Raw genomic sequence first — 22,388 nt, 5'->3', positions numbered from 1 at the left:
GACGCTGCAGGACCGACCACCTCCCGTAGGAGTTAAAGATGCCCCCCAAGGGTCGTCAGGGCGCTGCCAAGAAGGTGCGCCGCAAGGAAAAGAAGAACGTCGCTCACGGCCACGCGCACATCAAGAGCACGTTCAACAACACGATCGTGTCCATCACGGACCCGACCGGCAACGTGATCTCCTGGGCCTCCGCCGGCCACGTCGGCTTCAAGGGCTCGCGCAAGTCCACCCCGTTCGCCGCGCAGATGGCCGCCGAGTCGGCCGCGCGTCGCGCGCAGGAGCACGGCATGCGCAAGGTCGACGTCTTCGTGAAGGGTCCGGGCTCCGGCCGCGAGACCGCGATCCGCTCCCTCCAGGCCACGGGCCTCGAGGTCGGTTCGATCCAGGACGTCACGCCGACCCCGCACAACGGCTGCCGTCCGCCCAAGCGCCGTCGCGTCTGACGCTGTGTGACGGCGCTCTCCGCGCGAGCGGAGGTGACCCGCGCCGTCGCGTCTGACGTTCATACGTCGCTTGACTTGAGGTTTTCGGGCGGTACGGCTCTTTCGGGCCGTACCGCCCGTACCCTTGTACTACTCAGGGCATCAAATAGTGGGTGCCCCTGACTGAAGGAATCGCTTCATGCTGATCGCTCAGCGTCCCTCGTTGACCGAAGAGGTCGTCGACGAGTTCCGTTCCCGGTTCGTCATCGAGCCGCTGGAGCCGGGCTTCGGTTACACCCTCGGCAACTCCCTGCGTCGTACGCTCCTCTCCTCGATCCCGGGTGCGGCGGTCACGTCCATCCGCATCGACGGTGTCCTGCACGAGTTCACCACCGTGCCGGGCGTCAAGGAGGACGTCACCGACCTCATCCTCAACATCAAGCAGCTGGTCGTCTCCTCGGAGCACGACGAGCCGGTCGTGATGTACCTGCGCAAGCAGGGCCCGGGTCTGGTCACCGCCGCCGACATCGCGCCGCCGGCCGGTGTCGAGGTGCACAACCCCGACCTCGTCCTCGCCACGCTCAACGGCAAGGGCAAGCTGGAGATGGAGCTGACCGTCGAGCGCGGTCGCGGCTACGTCTCCGCCGTGCAGAACAAGCAGGTCGGCCAGGAGATCGGCCGCATCCCGGTCGACTCCATCTACTCGCCGGTCCTCAAGGTGACCTACAAGGTCGAGGCCACCCGAGTCGAGCAGCGCACCGACTTCGACAAGCTGATCGTCGACGTCGAGACCAAGCAGGCCATGCGCCCGCGCGACGCCATGGCGTCCGCCGGCAAGACCCTGGTCGAGCTGTTCGGTCTGGCCCGCGAGCTCAACATCGACGCCGAGGGCATCGACATGGGTCCGTCCCCGACGGACGCCGCGCTCGCCGCCGACCTGGCGCTGCCGATCGAGGAGCTGGAGCTCACGGTCCGCTCCTACAACTGCCTCAAGCGTGAGGGCATCCACTCCGTGGGTGAGCTCGTCGCCCGCTCCGAGGCCGACCTCCTGGACATCCGCAACTTCGGTGCGAAGTCCATCGACGAGGTCAAGATGAAGCTCAACGGGATGGGTCTGGCCCTCAAGGACAGCCCGCCCGGATTCGACCCGACCGCCGCGGCCGACGCCTTCGGCGCCGACGACGACGCGGACGCCGGGTTCGTCGAGACCGAGCAGTACTAGCGCTCGGGCCCGACGGTCTGATTTCGGCTGCGCGCGCGTTGTGGTTGCTCGCGCAGTTCCCCGCGCCCCTTACGGGGCGCGGGTGCCGCTGACCCCGGTACCTGATACGGCCGGGGCAGATCACTAGGAGAAACACCATGCCGAAGCCCACCAAGGGTGCCCGTCTGGGCGGCAGCGCCGCGCACGAGAAGCTGATGCTGGCGAACCTCGCCAAGGATCTCTTCGAGCACGGCCGCATCACCACGACCGAGGCGAAGGCCCGCCGCCTGCGCCCGTTCGCGGAGCGTCTGGTCACCAAGGCGAAGAAGGGCGACCTTCACAACCGCCGTCAGGTGCTCCAGGTCATCACGGACAAGAGCGTCGTCCACACGCTCTTCGCCGAGATCGGCCCGCGCTACGAGAACCGCCCGGGTGGCTACACCCGTATCACCAAGATCGGTAACCGCCGTGGCGACAACGCGCCCATGGCCGTCATCGAGCTGGTGGAGGCCCTGACCGTGGCCCAGCAGGCCACCGGTGAGGCCGAGGCGGCCACGAAGCGCGCCGCTAAGGACGCCGAGGTTTCTGACGCCAAGGTCGACACGACCAAGGGCGAAGAGGCTGCCGAGGAGTCGAAGGACGCGTAAGCGTTCTCGGGTACTGCGCGTCGTCGGCTGCGGCCCCGTCGTGGCTGGTCGCGCAGTTCCCCGCGCCCCTTCAGGGCGCCGCGGGCCCGTCCCCTTCGGGGCGGGCCCGCTTTCGTGTGCCTGAGAGGATTGCGGTGTGAGTGAGGAAGTGAAGCCCGGGTTCGTCCGGGTGCGGCTTGACCTGTCGTACGACGGCCGGGACTTTTCCGGGTGGGCGAAGCAGCGCGAAGGCCAGCGGACCGTCCAGGGCGAGATCGAGGACGCGCTGCGCACGGTCACGCGGTCGAGCGAGACGTACGAGCTGACCGTGGCGGGGCGGACCGACAGCGGGGTGCACGCGCGCGGCCAGGTCGCGCACGTCGACCTGCCGGAGAGCCTGTGGGCCGAGCACCGCGAGAAGCTGCTGCGGCGGCTCGCCGGACGGCTGCCGCACGACGTGCGGATCTGGCGGGCGGAGAAGGCCCCGGCCGGGTTCAACGCGCGGTTCTCGGCGATCTGGCGGCGGTACGCGTACCGCGTGACCGATCACCCCGGCGGCGTCGATCCGCTGCTGCGCGGCCACGTCCTGTGGCACGACTGGACGCTGGACCTGGACGCGATGAACGAGGCCGCGCAGGCGCTCGTCGGCGAGCACGACTTCGCCGCGTACTGCAAGCGGCGCGAGGGCGCGACGACCATCCGCACGCTCCAGGAGCTGCGCTGGGAGCGGCGCCCCGACGGGATCCTCGAAGCGACCGTGCGGGCGGACGCCTTCTGCCACAACATGGTGCGGTCCCTGGTGGGGGCCATGCTGTTCGTGGGGGACGGGCACCGGCCGCCGGACTGGCCGGGCAAGGTGCTCGCGGCCGGGGTGCGGGATTCGGCGGTGCACGTGGTGCGGCCGCACGGGCTCACGCTCGAAGAGGTCGGCTATCCGGCGGACGAGCTGCTCGCGGCGCGCAGCGCGGAGGCGCGGAACAAGCGGTCGCTGCCGTCGGCGGGTTGTTGCTGAGCTCTGGATAGAGCGTTCGTTCTACTCGGGGTTGTTGGCGGCGGCCGACGCCTGCGCCTCGCCCCGGCGGTTGATCTGGTTGAACGCGAAGCGGGCGAGGTCGTCGCCGACCTCGTACGCCTTGCGGTCCTTCTCCGTGACGTCCTTGCCGCCGAGGAAGCCGGTCGTCGTGAAGTACGCGTAGCGGCCGTACGCGTTGTACGTGCCGCGGCAGACGGCCGTGCGGCAGAACGTGGCGATGCCCTTGCCGGGCAGCGAGGTGACCAGGCCCTCGTCGGCCTGCTTCTTGACCTTGGCGGCCCGGGCCTCGGTGTCGAAGACGGCCACGCCGACGGTGACGGCGATGCCGCGGCGGGCGTAGGTGACGCGCATCAGCCGGGTGCACTTGTTCGTGGTGAGGATCCGGCCGAGGACCGGCTGGGTCACCGAGGCGCAGTGCTTGGTGTCGGCGGTGGCGCCCTTCTTGTAGACCTTGTCGCCGGAGGTCAGCTTCGTGCCGGGGAAGAGGATCGCGGCGCTCAGGGGCGCCTTGTCCTTGTCCGCGTCGGAGATGTAGTCCTTCGGGTCCGGCGGGGGCGGGGGAGTGGTCGCCTCGAAGGACGGCTCCGGTGCCGAGGAGGCGCCGGGGATGTCCGGGGACGAGGGCAGCTCGCTCGCGGGCTTGTTGGAGGCTGCGGCGTCGTCGCCGTTCGCGGAGACGACGGCGACGGCCACGGCCGTGGCGACGCCGACGGTGGCGAGGGCACCGCCGCCCAGGAGGAGCCATTTGCGGCGGCGGGCGCGCTTCTCGGACGCTTCGGCCAGTGCCGCCCAGTCCGGGGTCGGTGAGCCCCCCGGACCCCACTGAGGTCCCCCTTGCCCAAAGCTCATGCGCGGCATCTTAGACGGGGCGGTGGGGATGTTGAGCCGGGGCCGGGGCGGGTTCTCGCCCTAGCCTGAGCCGCATGAACGCGGGCAAATGTGATGTTTCCGGTGGTACGGGGTGGTGGCTGCGGCCCGCCGCATGGCAGGCGTGGGCGGTGCTCGGGGTGGTCCTCGGCGCGCTCGTGCTGCGCGTCGCCTGCCGCGTGCCGGACGGCGGCATGGACAACGGGATCGTGGTGCGGGCGGCCGGGGCCTGGCTGGAGGGGCGCTCTCCGTACGCGGACCGGCACTTCCTGTACCTCCCGGGGGCCGTGCTCGCGGCGGCGCCGCAGGCCGTCCTTCCGCAGGGGGTGGTGCGGTTCCTCGTGCCGCTGGGGGTGGTGGGGGCCCTCGCGGGCGGCTGGGCGGCCGCGCTGCGTATCCACGGGGTGCCGTTCAGGAGCCGCCTCGCGGTCTTCGGCCTGCTCGGCCTCGCCCTGGGCTTCGCGCCCTTCGGACACCTGGTGGAGCTCGGGAACTGGACCGTGGCGTCGGCGGCCGCGCTGCCGCTGGCGCTGCTGTGCGTGTGCCGGGGCCGGTGGGGGCGGGCGGGGGCGGTGCTCGGGGTCGCGGTGGCCGTGAAGCCGCTCCTGGTGCCGGTGCTGCTCCTCTTCGTCTTCGCGCGGCGGTGGCGGGAGCTGGGGATCGCCGTGGGGGTGCCGGTCGCGGTCTCCGCCGCCGCGGCGCTCCTGCTGCCCGACCCGGCGGGCTTCCTCACCCGTACGCTCCCCTTCCTCCTGCGCGGCGGCGACAGCTTCGTACGGCTCTACGAGGCCTCGCCCGCGGCCGTGCTTCCGCGCCTGGGGGTGCCGGGTGCCGCGGCTTCGCTGGTGGCGGGGCTCGGGGCCGTGGTGGGGGTGGCGTGTGCGTGGCGGCGGTGGGCGCGCGGGGACGCGGGGGCCGGGCGGGTGGTGGAGACGGCCGTGGCCCTGATGCTGGCGGCGTTCCTGGTGTCCCGGCCCTCGTACGACCACTATCTGCTGGTCGTGGTGCCGCTGCTGCTCGCGGGGGCGGGGGAGGCGGGGGCCGTGGTGCGGGGGGCCGGGTTCTGGGTGGCCCTCGTGCCGCAGGTGCCCGGGTTCGCGTGGGTGGGTCTTGAACCGGGGGTGCGGCGGGCCTTCAAGGATTGCGTCACGCTCTGTGTGCTGGCCTTCGCGGTCGCGCGGTGCTGTCTGCGGCCGAGGGCGGTTACTGTGGATGACGCAGGACCGGCAGGACCGCCCGAGGCGGTGGAGTCGCCGGTGCCGGCATCCAGGGCCGCGTTTTGACCCATACGGGGCGGCGCGGGTAGTCTCGGGGACTGATACGTATTGGCTTCCTCGTTCTCACGCGAAAGGGCCCATACGTAGGTTCCCTGGAGCAGTTACCAGTGGCTCGCATACGGGCAGCGTCCCCGGCATTGTGAGCCCCAGCTGCATGATCGCTTCCTGGGTGCCGTGTGTCTGGACCCCATCCACTGAAGAAGCGAAGGCTACGAAGTGCGTACGTACAGCCCCAAGCCCGGCGACGTGACCCGTCAGTGGCACGTCATCGACGCCCAGGACATCGTCCTGGGACGTCTGGCGACCACCGCCGCCTCTCTCCTGCGCGGCAAGCACAAGCCGATCTACGCGCCCCACGTTGACACCGGTGACTTCGTCATCATCATCAACGCCGACAAGGTGCACCTGTCCGGCAACAAGAAGACCCAGAAGATGGCGTACCGCCACTCCGGCTACCCGGGCGGCCTCCGTTCGGTGCGCTACGACGAGCTGCTCGAGAAGAACCCCGAGAAGGCCGTCGAGAAGGCCGTCAAGGGCATGCTCCCGAAGAACTCGCTGGGCCGTCAGATGCTCTCGAAGCTGAAGGTCTACAAGGGTGACCAGCACCCGCACGGCGCGCAGCAGCCGCAGCCGTTCGAGATCACCCAGGTCGCGCAGTAAGTCCGGCCACCCCCTAAGCCTGAAAGAATCTGAGGAGCATCGTGGCCGAGACCACCGCCGAGCAGCCGATCGACGAGACTGTCGACATCGAGCACTACACCACCGAGTCCGAGGCGCCCGTCGAGGGCGAGTACACCTCGGAGTCGAACGCCGCGCGCTTCGGCGACCCGCAGCCGGCCGCCGGCCTGGGCCGTCGCAAGAACGCGATCGCCCGCGTCCGGATCGTCCCGGGCACCGGCAAGTGGAAGATCAACGGTCGCACCCTTGAGGACTACTTCCCCAACAAGGTGCACCAGCAGGAAGTCAACGAGCCGTTCAAGGTCCTCGAGCTCGAGGGCCGCTACGACGTCGTCGCCCGCATCGCGGGTGGCGGTGTCTCCGGTCAGGCCGGCGCCCTGCGCCTCGGCGTGGCCCGTGCCCTGAACGAGGCCGACGTGGACAACAACCGCGGCGCCCTCAAGAAGGCCGGCTTCCTCAAGCGCGACGACCGTGCGGTCGAGCGCAAGAAGGCCGGTCTCAAGAAGGCCCGCAAGGCCCCGCAGTACAGCAAGCGCTAAACATCGCTGCCTGCTAGTACTCACGAACGCCTCGGCGGCACCCTGTGTGCTGCCGGGGCGTTTCGTTTATCAGCGCCCCGTCGATCCGGGGTGGACGCTCGGAATGTCGGAATGTTCGGAGGACAGCAGTGGGACGACTCTTCGGCACGGACGGTGTGCGCGGTGTCGCCAACGCCGATCTGACGGCGGAGCTCGCGCTCGGTCTCTCGGTCGCCGCGGCGCACGTGCTCGCCGAAGCGGGCACCTTCGAGGGCCATCGCCCGACAGCGGTGGTGGGGCGTGACCCGCGCGCGTCCGGGGAGTTCCTGGAGGCCGCGGTCGTCGCGGGCCTGGCGAGCGCGGGCGTGGACGTCCTGCGCGTCGGTGTGCTGCCCACCCCCGCGGTGGCCCATCTCACCGCCGCGCTCGGCGCCGACCTCGGCGTGATGCTGTCCGCCAGCCACAACGCCATGCCCGACAACGGCATCAAGTTCTTCGCGCGCGGCGGCCACAAGCTGGCCGACGACCTGGAGGACCGCATCGAGTCCGTCTACGAGGAGCACCGCACCGGCGCTCCCTGGGAGCGGCCCACCGGTGCCGGGGTCGGCCGGGTCACCTCGTACGACCAGGGGCTCGACCAGTACGTGGCGCATCTGATCGGCGTGCTGCCGAACCGCCTCGACGGGCTGCGGATCGTCCTGGACGAGGCGCACGGCGCCGCCGCCCGGGTCTCCCCGGAGGCCTTCGCGCGCGCGGGCGCCGAGATCGTCACCATCGGCGCGTCCCCCGACGGCCTGAACATCAACGAGGGCTGCGGCTCGACCCATCTGGAGCTGCTCCGGGCTGCCGTCGTCGAGCACGGCGCCGACCTGGGCATCGCGCACGACGGCGACGCCGACCGCTGCCTCGCCGTGGACCACACGGGCGCCGAGGTCGACGGCGACCAGATCCTCGCCGTGCTCGCGCTCGGCATGCGCGAGCGCGGGGTGCTGCGCCGCGACACCGTTGTCGCCACGGTCATGTCGAACCTGGGCTTCAAGCTCGCCATGGAGCGCGAGGGCCTGAAGTTCGTCCAGACCGCCGTCGGCGACCGGTACGTCCTGGAGGAGATGAAGGCCAGCGGCTACGCGCTCGGCGGCGAGCAGTCCGGGCACGTCATCGCCCTGGACCACGCCACCACCGGCGACGGCACCCTCACCGGCCTGCTGCTCGCGGCCCGCGTCGCCGAGACCGGCCGCAGCCTCAAGGACCTGGCCGCCGTCATGGAGCGCCTGCCGCAGGTCCTCATCAACGTGCCGGACGTGGACCGGGCCCGGGTGGGGACCTCGACGGAGCTGGCCACCGCGGTCGCCGACGCCGAGCGCGAGCTCGGCGAGACCGGCCGGGTGCTGCTGCGCCCCTCCGGCACCGAGCCGCTGGTGCGCGTGATGGTGGAGGCCGCCGACATCGAGCAGGCCCGCTCGGTGGCCGGGCGCCTCGCGGACGTGGTGAAGTCCGCGCTCGGCTAGGGAAGGCCGGCTAGGGAAGGCCGAACTTCTTCGCGGTGCGTTCGCGCTGCCGGGCCCAGAGCAGCTTCTGGGCGAGCAGCGTGAACGTACCGGCGAGGACGATGCCGAGCAGATTGAGCAGGAGCTGCTCGGTGGAGCCCCAGGCCTGGCGGTACTCGTCGTAGCTGAAGGCCACCGCGGCGTTCGCCGCCGCCGGGACCGTCGTCACCGAGATGGCGACGCCCACGAGCGCGCCCGACTTCGCCGACGTCAGCGAGAGGGTGCCCGCCGCGCCCGCGAGGACGGCCACGACGAAGGAGAACCAGTCGGGCCGGTAGATGAAGTTGGTGTTGGGGCGCTTGGCCTCCAGCGCCGCCCGGTCGAAGAGATCGACCGCGTCCATGAAGAAGCTGAAGGCCACCGTGACCGCCATGGCGATCGCGAAGCCCGCGATCAGCGCGATCAGGGAGCGCAGCACCAGGCGCGGGGCGCGCTGCACGAGCGCCGTGCAGAAGCCCGCGAGCGGGCCGAACTCCGGGCCCACCGCCATCGCGCCCACGATGAGGATCGCGTTGTCGAGGACGACGCCGCAGGCGGCGATCATCGTGGCGAGCGTGATGAAGGCGACGTACGTGACGGAGAGCGTGGACTCCTCGTGCGTGGCGTCCGCCAGGTGCTCCCACAGGACCGCGTCCGCGCCCTCGCCCGGCGCCTCGTCCTCCGCCTTGTCGGCGCGCAGGGACAGCGACAGGTCGATGTTCTCCAGGGCGATCGAGCCGTGCTTGTCGATCTCCAGGGCGCGCAGGCCGCCGAGCAGTTCGTCGCCCGCCTCCCGGGCCACGTCGCACATCACGATGTCACCCGACGGGTTGCGGGCCGCGCCCGGCACGACGGCGAGGTGGGTCGTGCCGGGCGTCTTCTCGATCAGACGCACCACGGCGTCCGTCCGGTCCGCCGGGGTGATCAGGCGCAGATGGAGCATGCCCGCACCTTAACGCCCCGCTGACGCGTCCCCTTCAGAGTGGGCGCGGGCCGGTTCAGAGCTTGCGCAGGCTGAGCCGTCGCACCTTGTGGTCGGGGCCCTTGCGGATGATGAGCGTGGCGCGGCCGCGCGTGGGCGCCACGTTCTCCACCAGGTTCGGCTTGTTGATGGTCCGCCAGGTGGTGCGGGCGTAGTCGAGGGCCTCCTCCTCGGAGACCTGGGTGTACTTCCGGAAGTACGACGACGGGTTCTGGAAGGCCGTCTCGCGCAGCTTGCGGAACCGGTTCAGGTACCAGCGCTCGATGTCCTCGGCGCGGGCGTCGACGTACACGCTGAAGTCGAAGTAGTCGGCCAGGCCCACGCGGGTGCGGCCGTCCTTGCCGGGCAGGGCGGGCTGGAGCACGTTCAGCCCCTCGACGATGAGGATGTCCGGGCGGCGGACCGTCAGGCGCCGGCCGGGCACGATGTCGTAGATCAGGTGGGAGTAGACCGGCGCCGTCACCTCGTCCTTGCCCGCCTTGATGTCGGCGACGAAGCGGGTCAGCGCCCTGCGGTCGTACGACTCGGGGAAGCCCTTGCGCGACATCAGGCCGCGCGCCTGGAGCTCCTTGGTGGGCAGCAGGAAGCCGTCCGTGGTCACCAGCTCCACGCGCGGGTGCTCGGGCCAGCGCGAGAGCAGGGCCTGGAGCAGCCGCGCCACCGTCGACTTGCCCACGGCGACGGAGCCCGCGACCCCTATGACGAAGGGCGTGCCCGACTGGGAGCCCTTCTCACCGGTGTCGCCCAGGAAGGTGTTGAGCGCTCCGCGCAGGCCGTCGGTGGCGCCCACGTAGAGGTTGAGGAGGCGGGAGAGCGGGAGGTAGATGTCCCGCACCTCATCGAGGTCGATGACGTCGCCGAGGCCGCGCAGCTTCTCCAGCTCGGCGGCGGTCAGGGGCAGCGGCGTCTTTTCGCGCAGCGCGCTCCACTCGGAACGGGTGAGGTCGACGTAAGGGGTCGCCTCCGGCTTGTGCCGGTTGGCGCCCCGTGGCGGCGAGGAGACCAAAGAGATCACAGTCCATTGTTACGGCAGTTTGAACGTCCGTGCGGGTGGGGTGTGTCACCCCCGTGCGGCTCCGGCGCCGGGGCGCCGTGATTAGCTGCCGCCGTGATTATTGGTGTGGGCATCGACGTGGCCGAGATCGATCGGTTCGCGGCCTCCCTGGAGCGGACGCCGGGGATGCGGGAACGGCTCTTCGTGGAGCGGGAGTTGTATCTGTCCGGCGGGGAGCGGCGCGGCGTCGCCTCGCTCGCCGCCCGGTTCGCCGCCAAGGAGGCTTTGGCCAAGGCCCTGGGTGCGCCGCCCGGGCTGCGCTGGACCGACGCCGAGGTGTACGTGGAGGAGTCCGGGCAGCCCCGGCTTCGGGTCTCCGGGACCGTGGCCGCGCGGGCCGAGGCCCTGGGGGTGCGCGGGTGGCACGTCTCCCTGAGCCATGACGCGGGGGTGGCCTCCGCGGTCGTCGTCGCCGAGGGGTAGCCCGGGCCGCGCTCCGCCGCCCTCGTTCCGCGGTGCTGCCGGTGTGCGCGGTGTGCGCGAGACTTGGTGGATGCGTACTGCGTATCGCGTGGAGGACGTACGGTCGGCCGAGCGCGCGCTGATGGCGCGGGTTCCCGAAGGGGCGTTGATGCAGCGGGCCGCGGCGGGGCTCGCTGTGGCCTGCGGGCAGTTGCTCGGGAAGGTGTACGGGGCGCGTGTCGCGCTCCTGGTCGGCAGCGGCGACAACGGCGGTGACGCGCTCTACGCCGGGGCGCGGCTCGCTCGGCGCGGGGCCGGGGTGACGGCCGTGCTGCTCTCGCCCGAGCGGGCCCATGCGGGCGGGCTCGCGGCGTTGCGGGGGGCCGGGGGGCGGGTCGTCGACGGCTCGGGGGCCGGTTCCGGCTCTGGTGCCGCGGCCGACGCCGCGTTCGCTTCCCTCTCGGGTGCCGATCTCGTCGTCGACGGGATCGTGGGCATCGGCGGCAAGGGCGGCCTGCGGCCCGGCGCCGCCGAACTCGCCCGTGCCGCCGAGGAGTCCGGGGCCCTGGTCGTGGCCGTCGACCTGCCGAGCGGGGTCGACGCCGACACCGGCGAAGTGCGCGGCCCGGCCGTGCGCGCGGACGCGACCGTGACGTTCGGGGCGTACAAGCCGGGGCTCCTCGTCGATCCCGCCCGGGAGTACGCCGGGGCCCTGCGGCTCGTGGACATCGGGCTCGGCGGTGAACTCTCCGCGTACGCGCCCGCGGTGGAGGCCTTGCAGTACGCCGATGTGGAGCGGCTTCTTCCGGTGCCGGGGGCCGAGAGCGACAAGTACCGGCGCGGGGTCCTCGGGGTCGTCGCCGGGTCCGCCCGCTACCCGGGCGCGGCCGTCCTCACCGTCGCCGGAGCGCTGCGCGGGGGCGCCGGGGCCGTGCGGTACGTGGGGCCCGCCGCGGACGCCGTCATCGCCCGCTTCCCCGAGACGCTGGTGTCGGCCGGGCCGGTGCCCCGGGCCGGGCGCGTGCAGGCCTGGGTGGTGGGGCCGGGGCTCGGGGACGGGCACGGGGACGCGGGGGAGCGGCTGCGGGACGTGGTCGCCGCGGAGGTGCCCGTGCTCATCGACGCGGACGGGCTGCGGCTCGCGGACGCCTCGGCCGTGCGGAAGCGGGGCGCGCCGACGCTGCTCACGCCGCACGCGGGGGAGGCGGCCGCGCTGCTCGGGGTGGGGCGGGCGGAGGTCGAGGCGGCCCGGCTCGACGCGGTGCGGGAGCTGGCCGGGCGGTACGGGGCCACGGTGCTGCTCAAGGGGTCCACGACGCTGGTCGCCGGGGCCGGCGGGGGCGTCGTACGGGTCAATCCGACGGGCACCGGGTGGCTGGCCACCGCGGGGAGCGGGGACGTGCTGTCGGGGCTGGCCGGGGCGCTGCTCGCGGCGGGGCTCGGGGCTCGGGACGCGGGGGCCGTGGGGGCGTTTCTGCACGGGCTCGCGGGGCGGTTCGCGGCGGAGGGGGCGCCGGTGGGCGCGCAGGACGTGGCGGAGGCCGTTCCTGCGGCCTGGCGGGATGTGCGGCGGGGCTAGCGCGGGGCGCCGCCTTTCTGGGGTGTGTCGTCCGTCCGTCCGTTCTCGGGGGTGTGCCGTCCGGCCGCGGGCGCGTCGGGGTGTGCCGTCCGGCCGTGGTGGGGCGGGGCCGCCCCGGTATGTCCGTCCTCGCCGTCATCTGCGCGGGACGGCTTCCCCGCCCGACGCGGTGTACTCGGGGTGCTCCGGGCGGACATACCGGTGCGTCCCCTCACGTTTCGTCGGCGGCTTTCCGCCGGTGGACCGGGCGCTCCCTCCCTCCCTGCGTGCGTCGGCGGCTTTCCGTGCGTGGTGGCTTGCTCGGTGGGATCCCGTGCCGTCGTCCTTCTCCGCCGCTCTGAGAGACTGTTCGACGATGACTGATACTGCACTGCCGCGTGTGCGCGCTGAGATCGACCTCGCTGCCCTTCGGGCCAACGTGCGGGCGCTTCGTGCCCACGCGCCCGGGGCCGCGTTCATGGCCGTCGTGAAGGCGGACGGGTACGGGCACGGAATGGTGCCGTGCGCCAAGGCCGCGTTGGACGCGGGGGCCGACTGGGTCGGCACCGCCACGCCGGAGGAGGCGCTCGCGCTGCGGGCCGCGGGTGTCGGCGGGCGCTTGATGTGCTGGCTGTGGACGCCGGGGTCGCCCTGGCGGGAGGCCGTCGAGGCGGACATCGACGTGTCGGTGAGCCGGGTGCAGGCCCTGGCCGAGGTCGTCGCCGCCGCGCGGGCCGCCGGGCGTACGGCCCGGGTGCAGCTCAAGGCCGACACCGGTCTCGGGCGCAACGGGTGCATGCCCGACGACTGGCCGGAGCTCGTGGGCGAGGCCCTGCGCGCGGAGGCCGAGGGCCTGGTGAAGGTCACGGGCCTGTGGTCGCACTTCGCCTGCGCCGACGAGCCGGGGCATCCGTCGATCGCGCCGCAGCTGGACACGTTCCGCGCCATGGTCGGGTACGCCGAGGAGGCGGGACTCCGCCCCGAGGTGCGGCACATAGCCAACTCCCCGGCCACGCTCACCCTGCCCGAGACGCACTTCGACCTGGTGCGGCCCGGCATCGCCATGTACGGGGTCTCGCCCAGCCCCGAGATCGGGACGCCCGAGGACTTCGGGCTGCGTCCGGTGATGACGGTCGCCGCGGCCCTGGCCCATGTGAAGCGCGCCCCGGCGGGGCACGGGGTGAGCTACGGGCACCTCTACACCACGGCGGGCGAGACGACCCTGGGCCTGGTGCCCGCGGGCTACGGGGACGGCATCCCGCGGCACGCCTCCGGCACGGGTCCGGTGCTCGTCGGCGGCAAGTGGCGGACCGTCGCCGGACGCATCGCCATGGACCAGTTCGTGGTGGACCTCGGCGGCGACGAGCCCGAGGTCGGCGCGGAGGCGGTGCTCTTCGGGCCCGGCGACCGCGGGGAGCCCACTGCCGAGGACTGGGCGCGGGCCGCGGGCACCATCGCGTACGAGATCGTGACGCGCATCGGCGCGCGCGTCCCGCGCGTCTATGTGAACGAGCGGCCGGGCACCGGCGACTGAAGAGGAGCGGCACGTGGGCGAGGGCAGCGCGGGGGCGGCCGCCGAGGTGGTCGAGGCGGTGGCGGGACGGCCGGGCGGCGCGGTGACGACGTGGCGGCGGGCCGGGGTCGCGGGCGCCGCCATAGGAGTCATCGCGGCGGGCGCCGCGGCCGGGGTCGCCATCGAGCGGCTCACGGTCGGGCGCGGCATGCGCAAGAAGGCCCGCCTCGCCCTCGACGCCTCGGGGCCGTACGGCTCACTGCGCGGCACGCCCGGCAAGGCGTACGCCGACGACGGCACGGAGCTCGCCTTCGAAGTCGACGAGGTGGGTGCGGAGGGTCCCCAGGCCGCTCGGCGGCGCCGGCTGTTCGGGCGGCGGGCGCCCGCTCCCGTCACCGTCGTGTTCAGCCACGGCTACTGCCTCAGCCAGGACTCCTGGCACTTCCAGCGCGCCGCCCTGCGGGGCGTCGTCCGGGCCGTGTACTGGGACCAGCGCAGCCACGGGCGCTCGGGGCGCGGCGCGGCCCGGCTGCGCGACCGCGAGCCGGTCACCATCGACCGGCTCGGCCGGGACCTGAAGGCCGTCATCGACGCGGCCGCGCCCGAGGGGCCGCTGGTCCTCGTCGGGCACTCCATGGGCGGCATGACGACGATGGCCCTCGCCGACCAGTTCCCGGAGCTGATCCGCGAGCGCGTGGTCGGCGTCGCACTCGTCGGTACGTCCGCCGGCGGGCTCGGGGAAGTCAACTTCGGGCTCCCGGTGGCGGGGGTGAACGCCGTGCGGCGCGTGCTGCCCGGCGTCCTGCGGGCCCTCGGCTCGCAGGCCGAGCTGGTGGAGCGCGGGCGGCGGGCCACGTCCGACCTGTTCGCGGGCATCATCAAGCGGTACTCGTTCTCGTCGAAGGACGTCGACCCGGCGGTCGCGCGGTTCGCGGAGCGGATGATCGAGTCCACGCCGATCGACGTGGTCGCGGAGTTCTACCCGGCGTTCACCGAGCACGACAAGGCGGACGCCCTCAAGCACTTCGCCGAGCTGCCCGTGCTCGTGCTCGCCGGGGACAAGGACCTGGTCACGCCGAGCGAGCACAGCGAGGTGATGGCCGATCTGCTGCCGGACGCGGAGCTCGTCCTGGTGCCGGACGCCGGTCACCTGGTCATGCTGGAGCACCCGGAGGTGGTCACCGACCGCCTGGCGGACCTGCTGGCCCGGACGGGCGCGGTCGGCACCGGCTGACCGGTTACCGTGGGGCCCATGGAAGCACCGCACAGCCCGGCCGTCCCCGCCGCCACCCTGAAGATCACCGTCAACTCCCCGGAGCAGATGGGCGAGTTGGGCCGCCGCCTGGCCAAGATCCTGCGCCCGGGTGATCTCGTCATGCTCACCGGCGAGCTCGGCGCGGGCAAGACGACACTGACGCGCGGCCTCGGCGAGGGCCTCGGCGTGCGCGGTGCCGTCACCTCCCCGACGTTCGTCATCGCCCGCGTCCACCCGCCGCTCGGCGACGGCCCCGCCCTGGTGCACGTCGACGCGTACCGCCTGGGCGGCGGGCTCGACGAGATGGAGGACCTGGACCTGGACGTGTCCCTCCCCGACTCCGTGGTCGTCGTCGAGTGGGGCGACGGCAAGGTCGAGGAGCTGTCGGACGACCGGCTGCACCTGGTCATCCACCGGGCCGTGGGAGACACCACGGACGAGGGACGCGAGATCGCCGTGCACGGGATCGGGGCGCGCTGGCAGGACGCCGATCTGAGCGTCCTGGCCGTCTGAGGCCTTCCCGCCCGGCCGTGTCCCGCCCGGCCGTCTGGGGACGTCCCGCGAGGCTGTGTTCCGCTCGGCCGTCTGGGGGCGTCCTGCCTGGCCGTCCGGGGGCGTCTCTCCGGGCCGTTCGTACCCCCCCCCGGGCCGTCTGAGTCGTTCTCCGGCCGCTCGGTTCGTTCTCGCCGCCCCGGTCGTTCGTCCATGCCGCCCGGCCGGGGATTGTTGCCGTCCACATTTTCCGACAAGGCGTCGGTAAGATGTTGCGTGGCGGGTGCCGGGCGTGTTCACATGGATACCGGTACTGGTTAGGTCTACCTAACCACGTCTGCTCCCGAAGCCCCAGGAGGCGTCCATGCCGGCTTCAGAACGAGACGTACAGCCCCGGCCGCAGGGGCTGACGGCACAGCCGTCCAGTTGCTCGATGCGCGAGCTGCTCGCGTCGTGCGCCGCCGCGAGCGCCGTCTCCACGCCTCCGGCCGCCCCTGTGCCCCAGGAAGCCCCCGTGGACGAACCGCGGCGCGACGCCGCGTAACGGGGTCACTTGACGACGACGACCGTCGTCTCGATGGTCGCGAAGTCCCACATCGCGTTGCCGTCCTCGCGGGAGGAGCGGATGCCGCCGGTCTTCTTCGCCGGGTCCGGCTTCTCCGTGGAGCCGTTGAGCGCCGCGCTGAACCCGACCGTTATGCCGTCGACCGTCGTGAAGCGCACGACGTGCTCGATCTGCCTGCCGTCCGAACCGGTGACCTGGCCCTGGCGCGAGGTGACCTCGTAGGTGCCGGGCTCGGGGTCGACGGTGCTCGGCGTGACCTTGTACGTGCGCTTCGCCTTGCCGGAGTCGCCGACCAGCCAGACCCGGTCGCCCTCCAGCGAGTACACGACCCGCTTGCCGGTGCCCGAGCGGTCCGGAAGGGCCAGCGAGCCGCCCTTGCCCTTGGGGGACTTCGTGGGGGTCGTGGGGGACTTGTCCGGCCGCGCGTTCAGATCGTCCGGCGCGCTCGCGGAGGCCTGGTAGGCGAGGAATCCGACCACGGCGAGGGCGGCGGCGGTGAGCCCGGCCACGAATCCCGAGCTGGTCCTGGACACTGAGCCACCTTCCCTACGTACGGCTATGGAGTGACGGTAGCAGCAGGCGCACCCCTGGCCGGTGCGGCCGTGCGCGGGGCCTCGGAGCCGTAGGCTGTTCGCGTGCTCTTGCTCGCTCTGGATACCGCAACCCCCGCCGTCACCGTCGCGCTGCACGACGGCACCTCCGTCGTCGCCGAGTCGAGTCAGGTCGACGCGCGCCGTCACGGTGAGCTGCTGCTGCCCGCCGTCGACCGCGTCCTCGCCGACGCGGGCGTGAGACTCGACGCGGTCACCGCCGTCGTCACCGGGGTGGGCCCCGGTCCGTACACCGGTCTGCGGGTGGGTCTGATGACGGCCGACACCTTCGGCCTCGCGCTCGGCGTGCCCGTGTACGGGGTGTGCACGCTCGACGGTCTGGCGTACGCCTCCGGGATCGAGGACGGCCCCTTCGTCGTGGCCACGGACGCGCGCCGCAAGGAGGTCTACTGGGCCCGGTACGAGGACCCGCGCACGCGCGTCGCGGGGCCCGCCGTGGACCGGCCCGCCGACATCGCCGAGCAGGTCGCCGGACTTCCGGCCGTCGGCGCGGGCGCCGCGCTCTACCCGGAGACCTTCCCCGACGCCCGCGGGCCCGAGCACGTGGCGGCCGCGGCCCTGGCCGCGCTCGCCGCCGAGAGGCTGGCCGCGGGCGAGGAGCTCCTGGAGCCGCGCCCGCTGTACCTGCGCCGCCCGGACGCGCAGGTGCCCAAGAACTACAAGGTGGTCACCCCCCAGTGACCACCGTGACGACCCACGCCGCCGTGCTGCGCGAGATGCGCTGGTGGGACATCGATCCCGTCCTCGCCCTCGAGAAGGAGCTCTTCCCGGAGGACGCCTGGTCGCGCGGCATGTTCTGGTCCGAGCTCGCGCACGCGCGCGGACCGGGCTCGACGCGCCGCTATCTGGTGGCGTACGACGGCGCGCGCCTGGTCGGCTACGGCGGGCTCGCGGTGGCGGGCACCGACTCCGACGGCGGCGACGCGCTGGCCGCCGACGTGCAGACCATCGCCGTGGCCCGGGACCAGTGGGGCACCGGGCTCGGCGCGCGGCTGCTCACCGAACTCCTGCGGCACGCGACCGCCTTCGAGGCCACCGAGGTGATGCTCGAGGTGCGCGTGGACAACACCCGGGCGCAGAAGCTGTACGAGCGCTTCGGGTTCGAGCCGATCGGCTTCCGCCGCGGCTACTACCAGCCGGGGAACGTGGACGCGCTGGTGATGCGCCTCTCGGACCCCTCCGCCCTGCCGCAGACCCCGCACCCCTCCCCGAACGGCCGGGCCGACGGCCCCGTGAACGGCGTACAAGGAACCGAGATCCATGGCTGACCTCCGCGACGAGCCCCTCGTCCTCGGCATCGAGACCTCCTGCGACGAGACCGGCGTCGGCATCGTGCGCGGCACCACGCTGCTCGCCGACGCCGTCGCCTCCAGCGTCGACGAGCACGCGCGCTTCGGCGGCGTCGTGCCCGAGGTCGCCTCGCGCGCGCACCTGGAGGCGATGGTCCCGACGATCCAGCGCGCCCTGAAGGACGCTGGCGTCGCCGCCTCCGACCTCGACGGGATCGCCGTCACCGCGGGGCCCGGCCTCGCGGGCGCGCTGCTCGTCGGCGTCTCGGCCGCGAAGGCGTACGCGTACGCGCTCGGCAAGCCGCTGTACGGCGTGAACCACCTGGCCTCGCACATCTGCGTGGACCAGCTGGAGCACGGCGCGCTGCCCGAGCCGACGATGGCGCTCCTCGTGTCCGGCGGGCACTCCTCGCTGCTGCTGTCCACGGACATCACCTCCGACGTCCGGCCCCTCGGCGCCACCATCGACGACGCGGCGGGCGAGGCCTTCGACAAGATCGCGCGGGTGCTGAACCTCGGCTTCCCCGGCGGCCCCGTCATCGACCGGTACGCCCGCGAGGGCGACCCCGAGGCGATCGCCTTCCCGCGCGGTCTGACCGGCCCGCGCGACCCCGCGTACGACTTCTCCTTCTCCGGCCTGAAGACGGCCGTGGCGCGCTGGATCGAGGCCAAGCGGGCCGCGGGCGAGGACGTGCCGGTGCGGGACGTGTCCGCGTCCTTCCAGGAGGCGGTCGTCGACGTGCTCACCCGCAAGGCCGTCAGGGCCTGCAAGGACGAGGGCGTCGACCACCTCATGATCGGCGGCGGCGTGGCGGCCAACACCCGGCTGCGGGCGCTCGCCGAAGAGCGGTGCGAGCGCGCGGGCATCCGGCTGCGGGTGCCGCGGCCCAAGCTGTGCACGGACAACGGCGCGATGGTCGCCGCGCTCGGCGCGGAGATGGTGGCACGGGGCAGGCAGCCGTCCGACCTCGGGCTCTCGGCGGACTCCTCCCTGCCGGTGACCGAGCCGCACGTGCCGGGCGCGCACGCCCACACCCACGATCACGACCACGTGCACGAGGTCAGCAAGGACAACCTCTACTCATGAGCGTCGCGCTGATGTGGGAGGCCCGCGCCGCCGAGGGGCGCGGGCCCGAGCTGCTCGCCTGGGCGCGCGCCCAGGACCTGGCGGTCGCGCCGGTGCGCCGGGAGACCTTCCGCGCGCCCCAGGACCGCGTCCTCGTCATCACCTGGTGGGACGCCGCGTACGACGCCGAGCTGCCGGAGCTGCCCGCGCCGCCCGGGGACCTGGTGGCCCGCCCGCCGCACCGCTGGCGCTTCGAGCCCGTCGACTCCTAGCGGCCCCTGGGCGGGGTCAGGGGGCCGGGTGCCCCACGAGCATGGTGGGCGCGCCCGCGACCCGGGTGAGGAAGACCGTGGCGGAGCGGGGGCCCCGGGGCTTCACCTTGCGGCGGAGCTCCTCCGGCTCCACGGCCGAGCCCCGCTTCTTGACCGTGAGCACGCCGACTTCACGCTCCCGCAGCAGCGCTTTGAGCTTCTTCACGTTGAACGGCAGCTGATCCGTGATCTCGTACGCGCTGGCGTACGGCGTCGTACGGGCCACGTCGGAGGTGACGTAGGCGATCGTCTCGTCGACGAGCCCGCCCTCGACCCGCGCGGCGACCTCCGCGACGAGGTGGGCGCGGATGACGGCGCCGTCCGGCTCGTACAGATAGCGGCCGACGGGGCGCACATCCGGGTCCGGAAGCATGGTCGCGCGCCCCGCGCACAAAGTGGCGCGTGAGGGCAGGAGGGTCGCCCGGTGCGAGCCGGGCGCGTCCGTGCCGAACCACAGCACCGCCTCCTTCACGTCCCCGCCGTCCGAGATCCACTCGGCCTCCGCCTCCTCGGGCACCGCCTCGTGCGGGATGCCGGGGGCGATCTTCAGGGCCGCGCGCGGGGCCTTCCGCGCGGCCGCCACCGCCCAGGACAGCGGGGGCGAGTACGCCTCAGGGTCAAAGATCCGGCCGCGCCCGCCGCGCCGCGCGGGGTCCACGAAGACCGCGTCGTACCCGGCCGTGTCCACCTCCGTGACATCCGCCTCGCGGACCTCGATGAGGTCCTCCAGGCCGAGGGCGGCGGCGTTCGCACGGGCGACCGCGCAGGTCAGCGGGTCGCGGTCGACGGCGAGGACCTCGATCCCGGCGCGCGCGAGCGCGAGCGCGTCGCCGCCGATGCCGCCGCACAGATCGGCGATCCGCCGCACACCGAGCTCCTTGAACCGCTCCGCCCGGTACGTCGCGACGGACGTGCGCGTGGACTGCTCGACGCCGTTCGGCGTGAAGAACATCCGCGCGGCGTCCCCGGCGCCGAACTTCGCCACCGCCCGCTGTCGCAGCCGCGCCTGGGCGAGCGCCGCCGAGACCAGGTCGGCGGGGTGGTCGCGGCGCAGCCGGGTCGCGACTGCGAGCTCCGCGGCCGGTTCGACATCCCGTACGGCGTCGAGGAGGGCGGTGCCCTCGGCGGTGAGGAGCGCGGCGAAGGCCGTCGTGGAGGGCTGCGGATCGTGCGGAGCGTTCACCGGCCCATTGTGGGCCAGTCGGTGGAAGGTGCGCGTCCGGCGGCGGTGTCGAGCCCTTGGCAGGGCTCTGAACTGCGAGGATCCGGCGCCATGCGACTAGTACGACAAAATGGAGAATGGGTACGAACGGTGAGGGGCCGGGCGCTGCTCGTCCTTGCCGCGCTCGGCGTCGGCGCGGTCGCCTCCGGCTGCGTGTCGGACCCGGACGCCGGTGCGGGGCGCGAGCACGGGGCGCCCGCCGCCCACGGCCAGCAGCCGCGCCTCGCCCCGCCCGCCCAGGCCCTGCGCGAGTACGCCCAGCGGCTGCGCGCGAGCCAGGCCGCGCGGGCCGCCGCCGCGAAGCGCTGGGGGCTCGCCGAGGTCCCGCTCACGGCGCCCGCCGCGCCCGCCGCCAAGGCGCGTCCCGCCACGCGCAAGGGCTTCGAGGTGCGGGGGCAGGCGGAGCTGCCGCCGGTGTTCACCACGGTGCCGACCAAGGACAAGGTCGTCTTCCTGACCGTCGACGACGGCGCCGAGAAGGATCCGGCCTTCCTGCGGATGATGAGCGACCTGAAGATCCCGTACACCGCGTTCCTCAGCGACTACCTGGTCAAGGAGGACTACGGCTACTTCAAGCGGATGCGGGACCACGGCGTCGCGCTGAACAACCACACCCTCAACCACCGCTATCTGCCCGGCCTGTCGTACGAGGCCCAGCGGCACGAGATCTGCGGCATGCAGGACGTCATCGAGCGGCGGTACGGCAAGCGCCCCGAGCTCTTCCGGCCGCCGTACGGCAACTACAACCGCGACACCCTGCGCGCCGCCAAGTCCTGCGGCGTCAAGGCGGTGCCGCTGTGGGCGTCCGAGGGCTTCGCCGACCACATGGAGTGGCGCGAATGGGACAAGGACCTGCACCCCGGCGACATCATCCTCACGCACTTCCGGGGCCGCGAGGACTGGAAGGGCACGATGCCCGACATGGTCCGCACGGTCCTGAAGACGGTCACCGACAGGGGGTACGCGGTGGCCCGCCTGGAGGACTACCTGTGAGGCGCGCCGCCACCGCGGTGACCCTCCTGCTCCTCCTGCTGACGGGCTGCGCCCAGTCGGTGGACCCGATCGAACGCCTGGGTCGAAAAGCGGCCGAACGCATGTCTCCTCGCTGTGGGCAATCGTTCCGCACGGCGGAACGGGGCACGGCCCCCGGTGCCGAGCAGCCGTTGGCAGGGCCCCAGGCGGAGAGGCCCCCCTCCGGGCGGAGCCCCAGCGCCCCCGCGCCCCGCGCGGAACCCACCCCGCACGCGAAACGTTGCCCGAAGGAGGCCCCGCCCGGAGCCCCGCGCTAGCCCCTCGCCCGCCCCTCGAAGAGGGGGAAACCTGCCAAGCCGGCGGCAGTCGATTGGCACTCCGCTTGACCGAGTGCTAATCGCCGTCCTAGTCTCGGGCCTGGCACTCCCACCTGGAGAGTGCCAGAAGCGACGGGCAGGTCCGGCACCCGCGACGACGGATCGACCTGGTCGCCACCTCTAGATCAGTTAACCCCGCGAGATCTCCGAAGGGGGAGGTCGGATCGTGACGACCGCCAGCTCCAAGGTTGCCATCAAGCCGCTCGAGGACCGCATCGTGGTCCAGCCGCTCGACGCCGAGCAGACCACGGCCTCTGGCCTGGTTATTCCGGACACCGCGAAGGAGAAGCCCCAGGAGGGCGCCGTCCTCGCCGTGGGCCCGGGCCGCTTCGAGAACGGCGAGCGCCTGCCGCTCGACGTGAAGGTCGGCGACGTCGTGCTCTACAGCAAGTACGGCGGCACCGAGGTGAAGTACAACGGCGACGAGTACCTGGTGCTCTCCGCCCGCGACGTGCTCGCGATCATCGAGAAGTGATCGAGCGCTAGTCACCTGCTTCACCCAGCAGATTTGTTTCGCGCTGCGCCCCTGGTCACCCCGCTGATTGCCGGGCGGCGAGGGGCGCAGTTCGTT

General features: G+C 72.7%; 24 protein-coding genes and 1 pseudogene. 20 read left to right on the top strand and 5 right to left on the bottom strand.

The annotated features are described in order from the left end of the window. Nucleotides 1–38 precede the first annotated feature (38 nt). The 4 genes from rpsK (at nucleotide 39) to truA (ending at nucleotide 3,261) form a co-directional block, all read left to right on the top strand. Entirely contained in the window at nucleotides 39–443 is a 405-nt protein-coding gene (gene rpsK, locus AC5WAM_RS16735) for a 30S ribosomal protein S11 (protein WP_003948617.1), read from the top strand. Nucleotides 444–621: 178 nt separating this feature from the next. After that, a complete protein-coding gene (locus AC5WAM_RS16730; protein ID WP_016645160.1) occupies nucleotides 622–1,644 on the top strand; it encodes a DNA-directed RNA polymerase subunit alpha in 1,023 nt (340 codons plus the stop codon). A 137-nt stretch (nucleotides 1,645–1,781) separates the two neighbouring features. Continuing rightward, nucleotides 1,782–2,270, top strand: coding sequence for a 50S ribosomal protein L17 (gene rplQ / locus AC5WAM_RS16725; RefSeq protein ID WP_138961324.1), 489 nt, complete (start codon nucleotides 1,782–1,784; stop codon nucleotides 2,268–2,270). A gap of 136 nt (nucleotides 2,271–2,406) precedes the next feature. Then, nucleotides 2,407–3,261 carry a tRNA pseudouridine(38-40) synthase TruA gene (truA, locus tag AC5WAM_RS16720; RefSeq protein ID WP_366789148.1) on the top strand — a complete coding sequence of 285 codons (855 nt, stop codon included), beginning with the start codon at nucleotides 2,407–2,409 and terminating at the stop codon, nucleotides 3,259–3,261. A 21-nt stretch (nucleotides 3,262–3,282) separates the two neighbouring features. On the opposite strand, the gene AC5WAM_RS16715 is transcribed toward truA, so the two are convergent. Then, on the bottom strand, nucleotides 3,283–4,131 hold the full coding sequence (locus AC5WAM_RS16715; protein WP_366789149.1) for a hypothetical protein: 849 nt from the start codon (nucleotides 4,129–4,131) through the stop codon (nucleotides 3,283–3,285). Nucleotides 4,132–4,205: 74 nt separating this feature from the next. On the opposite strand from AC5WAM_RS16715, the gene AC5WAM_RS16710 reads away from it, so the two are divergent. The 4 genes from AC5WAM_RS16710 to glmM all read left to right on the top strand — a co-directional run bounded on the left by AC5WAM_RS16710 (nucleotide 4,206) and on the right by glmM (nucleotide 8,130). Then, a complete protein-coding gene (locus tag AC5WAM_RS16710; RefSeq protein WP_495523038.1) occupies nucleotides 4,206–5,432 on the top strand; it encodes a glycosyltransferase 87 family protein in 1,227 nt (408 codons plus the stop codon). Nucleotides 5,433–5,642: 210 nt separating this feature from the next. Next, on the top strand, nucleotides 5,643–6,086 hold the full coding sequence (gene rplM / locus AC5WAM_RS16705) for a 50S ribosomal protein L13 (protein WP_172384587.1): 444 nt from the start codon (nucleotides 5,643–5,645) through the stop codon (nucleotides 6,084–6,086). Between the two features lie 41 nt (nucleotides 6,087–6,127). Next, entirely contained in the window at nucleotides 6,128–6,643 is a 516-nt protein-coding gene (gene rpsI, locus AC5WAM_RS16700; protein WP_138961328.1) for a 30S ribosomal protein S9, read from the top strand. Nucleotides 6,644–6,771: 128 nt separating this feature from the next. Then, nucleotides 6,772–8,130, top strand: coding sequence for a phosphoglucosamine mutase (gene glmM, locus AC5WAM_RS16695; protein WP_366789151.1), 1,359 nt, complete (start codon nucleotides 6,772–6,774; stop codon nucleotides 8,128–8,130). A gap of 10 nt (nucleotides 8,131–8,140) precedes the next feature. Here the strand turns inward: glmM and AC5WAM_RS16690 are convergent, their stop codons facing one another. After that, nucleotides 8,141–9,091: a DUF389 domain-containing protein gene (locus AC5WAM_RS16690; RefSeq protein ID WP_495523037.1), complete on the bottom strand. Its 951-nt coding sequence runs from the start codon at nucleotides 9,089–9,091 to the stop codon at nucleotides 8,141–8,143. Between the two features lie 55 nt (nucleotides 9,092–9,146). Beyond that, complete coding sequence (gene coaA / locus AC5WAM_RS16685; RefSeq protein ID WP_495523036.1) at nucleotides 9,147–10,145, bottom strand: type I pantothenate kinase; 999 nt, start codon at nucleotides 10,143–10,145, stop codon at nucleotides 9,147–9,149. Nucleotides 10,146–10,238: 93 nt separating this feature from the next. On the opposite strand from coaA, the gene AC5WAM_RS16680 reads away from it, so the two are divergent. The 6 genes and pseudogenes from AC5WAM_RS16680 to AC5WAM_RS16655 all read left to right on the top strand — a co-directional run bounded on the left by AC5WAM_RS16680 (nucleotide 10,239) and on the right by AC5WAM_RS16655 (nucleotide 15,948). Then, a complete protein-coding gene (locus AC5WAM_RS16680; RefSeq protein ID WP_495523035.1) occupies nucleotides 10,239–10,607 on the top strand; it encodes a holo-ACP synthase in 369 nt (122 codons plus the stop codon). A 70-nt stretch (nucleotides 10,608–10,677) separates the two neighbouring features. Then, on the top strand, nucleotides 10,678–12,165 hold the full coding sequence (locus AC5WAM_RS16675) for an NAD(P)H-hydrate dehydratase (protein WP_495523034.1): 1,488 nt from the start codon (nucleotides 10,678–10,680) through the stop codon (nucleotides 12,163–12,165). A 355-nt stretch (nucleotides 12,166–12,520) separates the two neighbouring features. Continuing rightward, nucleotides 12,521–13,678 (top strand): alanine racemase, encoded by a 1,158-nt coding sequence (gene alr, locus AC5WAM_RS16670; RefSeq protein ID WP_366789154.1) that lies wholly within the window; start codon nucleotides 12,521–12,523, stop codon nucleotides 13,676–13,678. A 13-nt stretch (nucleotides 13,679–13,691) separates the two neighbouring features. Next, a pseudogene (locus AC5WAM_RS16665) lies at nucleotides 13,692–14,932 on the top strand (alpha/beta fold hydrolase); the annotation flags it as partial. After that, on the top strand, nucleotides 14,910–15,425 hold the full coding sequence (gene tsaE, locus AC5WAM_RS16660) for a tRNA (adenosine(37)-N6)-threonylcarbamoyltransferase complex ATPase subunit type 1 TsaE (RefSeq protein ID WP_366789156.1): 516 nt from the start codon (nucleotides 14,910–14,912) through the stop codon (nucleotides 15,423–15,425). The pseudogene AC5WAM_RS16665 and the gene tsaE, both read left to right, overlap by 23 nt. 343 nt (nucleotides 15,426–15,768) lie before the next feature. Continuing rightward, nucleotides 15,769–15,948, top strand: a complete 180-nt coding sequence (locus AC5WAM_RS16655; RefSeq protein WP_138961337.1) for a hypothetical protein — start codon at nucleotides 15,769–15,771, stop codon at nucleotides 15,946–15,948. Between the two features lie 5 nt (nucleotides 15,949–15,953). On the opposite strand, the gene AC5WAM_RS16650 is transcribed toward AC5WAM_RS16655, so the two are convergent. After that, complete coding sequence (locus AC5WAM_RS16650) at nucleotides 15,954–16,502, bottom strand: hypothetical protein (RefSeq protein ID WP_366789157.1); 549 nt, start codon at nucleotides 16,500–16,502, stop codon at nucleotides 15,954–15,956. A gap of 102 nt (nucleotides 16,503–16,604) precedes the next feature. On the opposite strand from AC5WAM_RS16650, the gene tsaB reads away from it, so the two are divergent. Genes tsaB through AC5WAM_RS16630 form a run of 4 tightly spaced genes read left to right on the top strand, consistent with a single transcriptional unit; the run spans nucleotide 16,605 to nucleotide 19,207 of the window. Then, on the top strand, nucleotides 16,605–17,261 hold the full coding sequence (tsaB, locus tag AC5WAM_RS16645) for a tRNA (adenosine(37)-N6)-threonylcarbamoyltransferase complex dimerization subunit type 1 TsaB (RefSeq protein WP_366789158.1): 657 nt from the start codon (nucleotides 16,605–16,607) through the stop codon (nucleotides 17,259–17,261). 35 nt (nucleotides 17,262–17,296) lie between these two features. Then, the gene (gene rimI, locus AC5WAM_RS16640; protein WP_366789324.1) at nucleotides 17,297–17,848 is read left to right on the top strand and encodes a ribosomal protein S18-alanine N-acetyltransferase; all 552 of its coding nucleotides are present in this window, start codon (nucleotides 17,297–17,299) and stop codon (nucleotides 17,846–17,848) included. After that, on the top strand, nucleotides 17,841–18,956 hold the full coding sequence (gene tsaD / locus AC5WAM_RS16635) for a tRNA (adenosine(37)-N6)-threonylcarbamoyltransferase complex transferase subunit TsaD (protein ID WP_495523033.1): 1,116 nt from the start codon (nucleotides 17,841–17,843) through the stop codon (nucleotides 18,954–18,956). Before rimI ends, tsaD begins: the two co-directional genes overlap by 8 nt. Continuing rightward, nucleotides 18,953–19,207, top strand: a complete 255-nt coding sequence (locus AC5WAM_RS16630; protein ID WP_366789160.1) for a hypothetical protein — start codon at nucleotides 18,953–18,955, stop codon at nucleotides 19,205–19,207. Before tsaD ends, AC5WAM_RS16630 begins: the two co-directional genes overlap by 4 nt. Nucleotides 19,208–19,223: 16 nt before the next feature. Here AC5WAM_RS16630 and AC5WAM_RS16625 read toward each other — a convergent pair whose 3' ends face one another. Further along, entirely contained in the window at nucleotides 19,224–20,429 is a 1,206-nt protein-coding gene (locus AC5WAM_RS16625; protein WP_366789161.1) for a class I SAM-dependent methyltransferase, read from the bottom strand. A 90-nt stretch (nucleotides 20,430–20,519) separates the two neighbouring features. Between AC5WAM_RS16625 and AC5WAM_RS16620 the strand changes: the two genes are divergently transcribed. Together AC5WAM_RS16620 and groES are read left to right on the top strand one after the other, a co-directional pair. Beyond that, entirely contained in the window at nucleotides 20,520–21,461 is a 942-nt protein-coding gene (locus AC5WAM_RS16620; RefSeq protein WP_495523032.1) for a polysaccharide deacetylase family protein, read from the top strand. A 522-nt stretch (nucleotides 21,462–21,983) separates the two neighbouring features. Further along, nucleotides 21,984–22,292 (top strand): co-chaperone GroES, encoded by a 309-nt coding sequence (gene groES / locus AC5WAM_RS16615; protein WP_004955293.1) that lies wholly within the window; start codon nucleotides 21,984–21,986, stop codon nucleotides 22,290–22,292. Nucleotides 22,293–22,388: the final 96 nt, after the last annotated feature.

The sequence above is a fragment of the Streptomyces sp. JLYT201 genome (assembly GCF_059448825.1).
The sequence above is the reverse complement of the archived record's forward strand: the minus strand, read 5'-3'. Positions and strand labels throughout refer to the sequence as shown.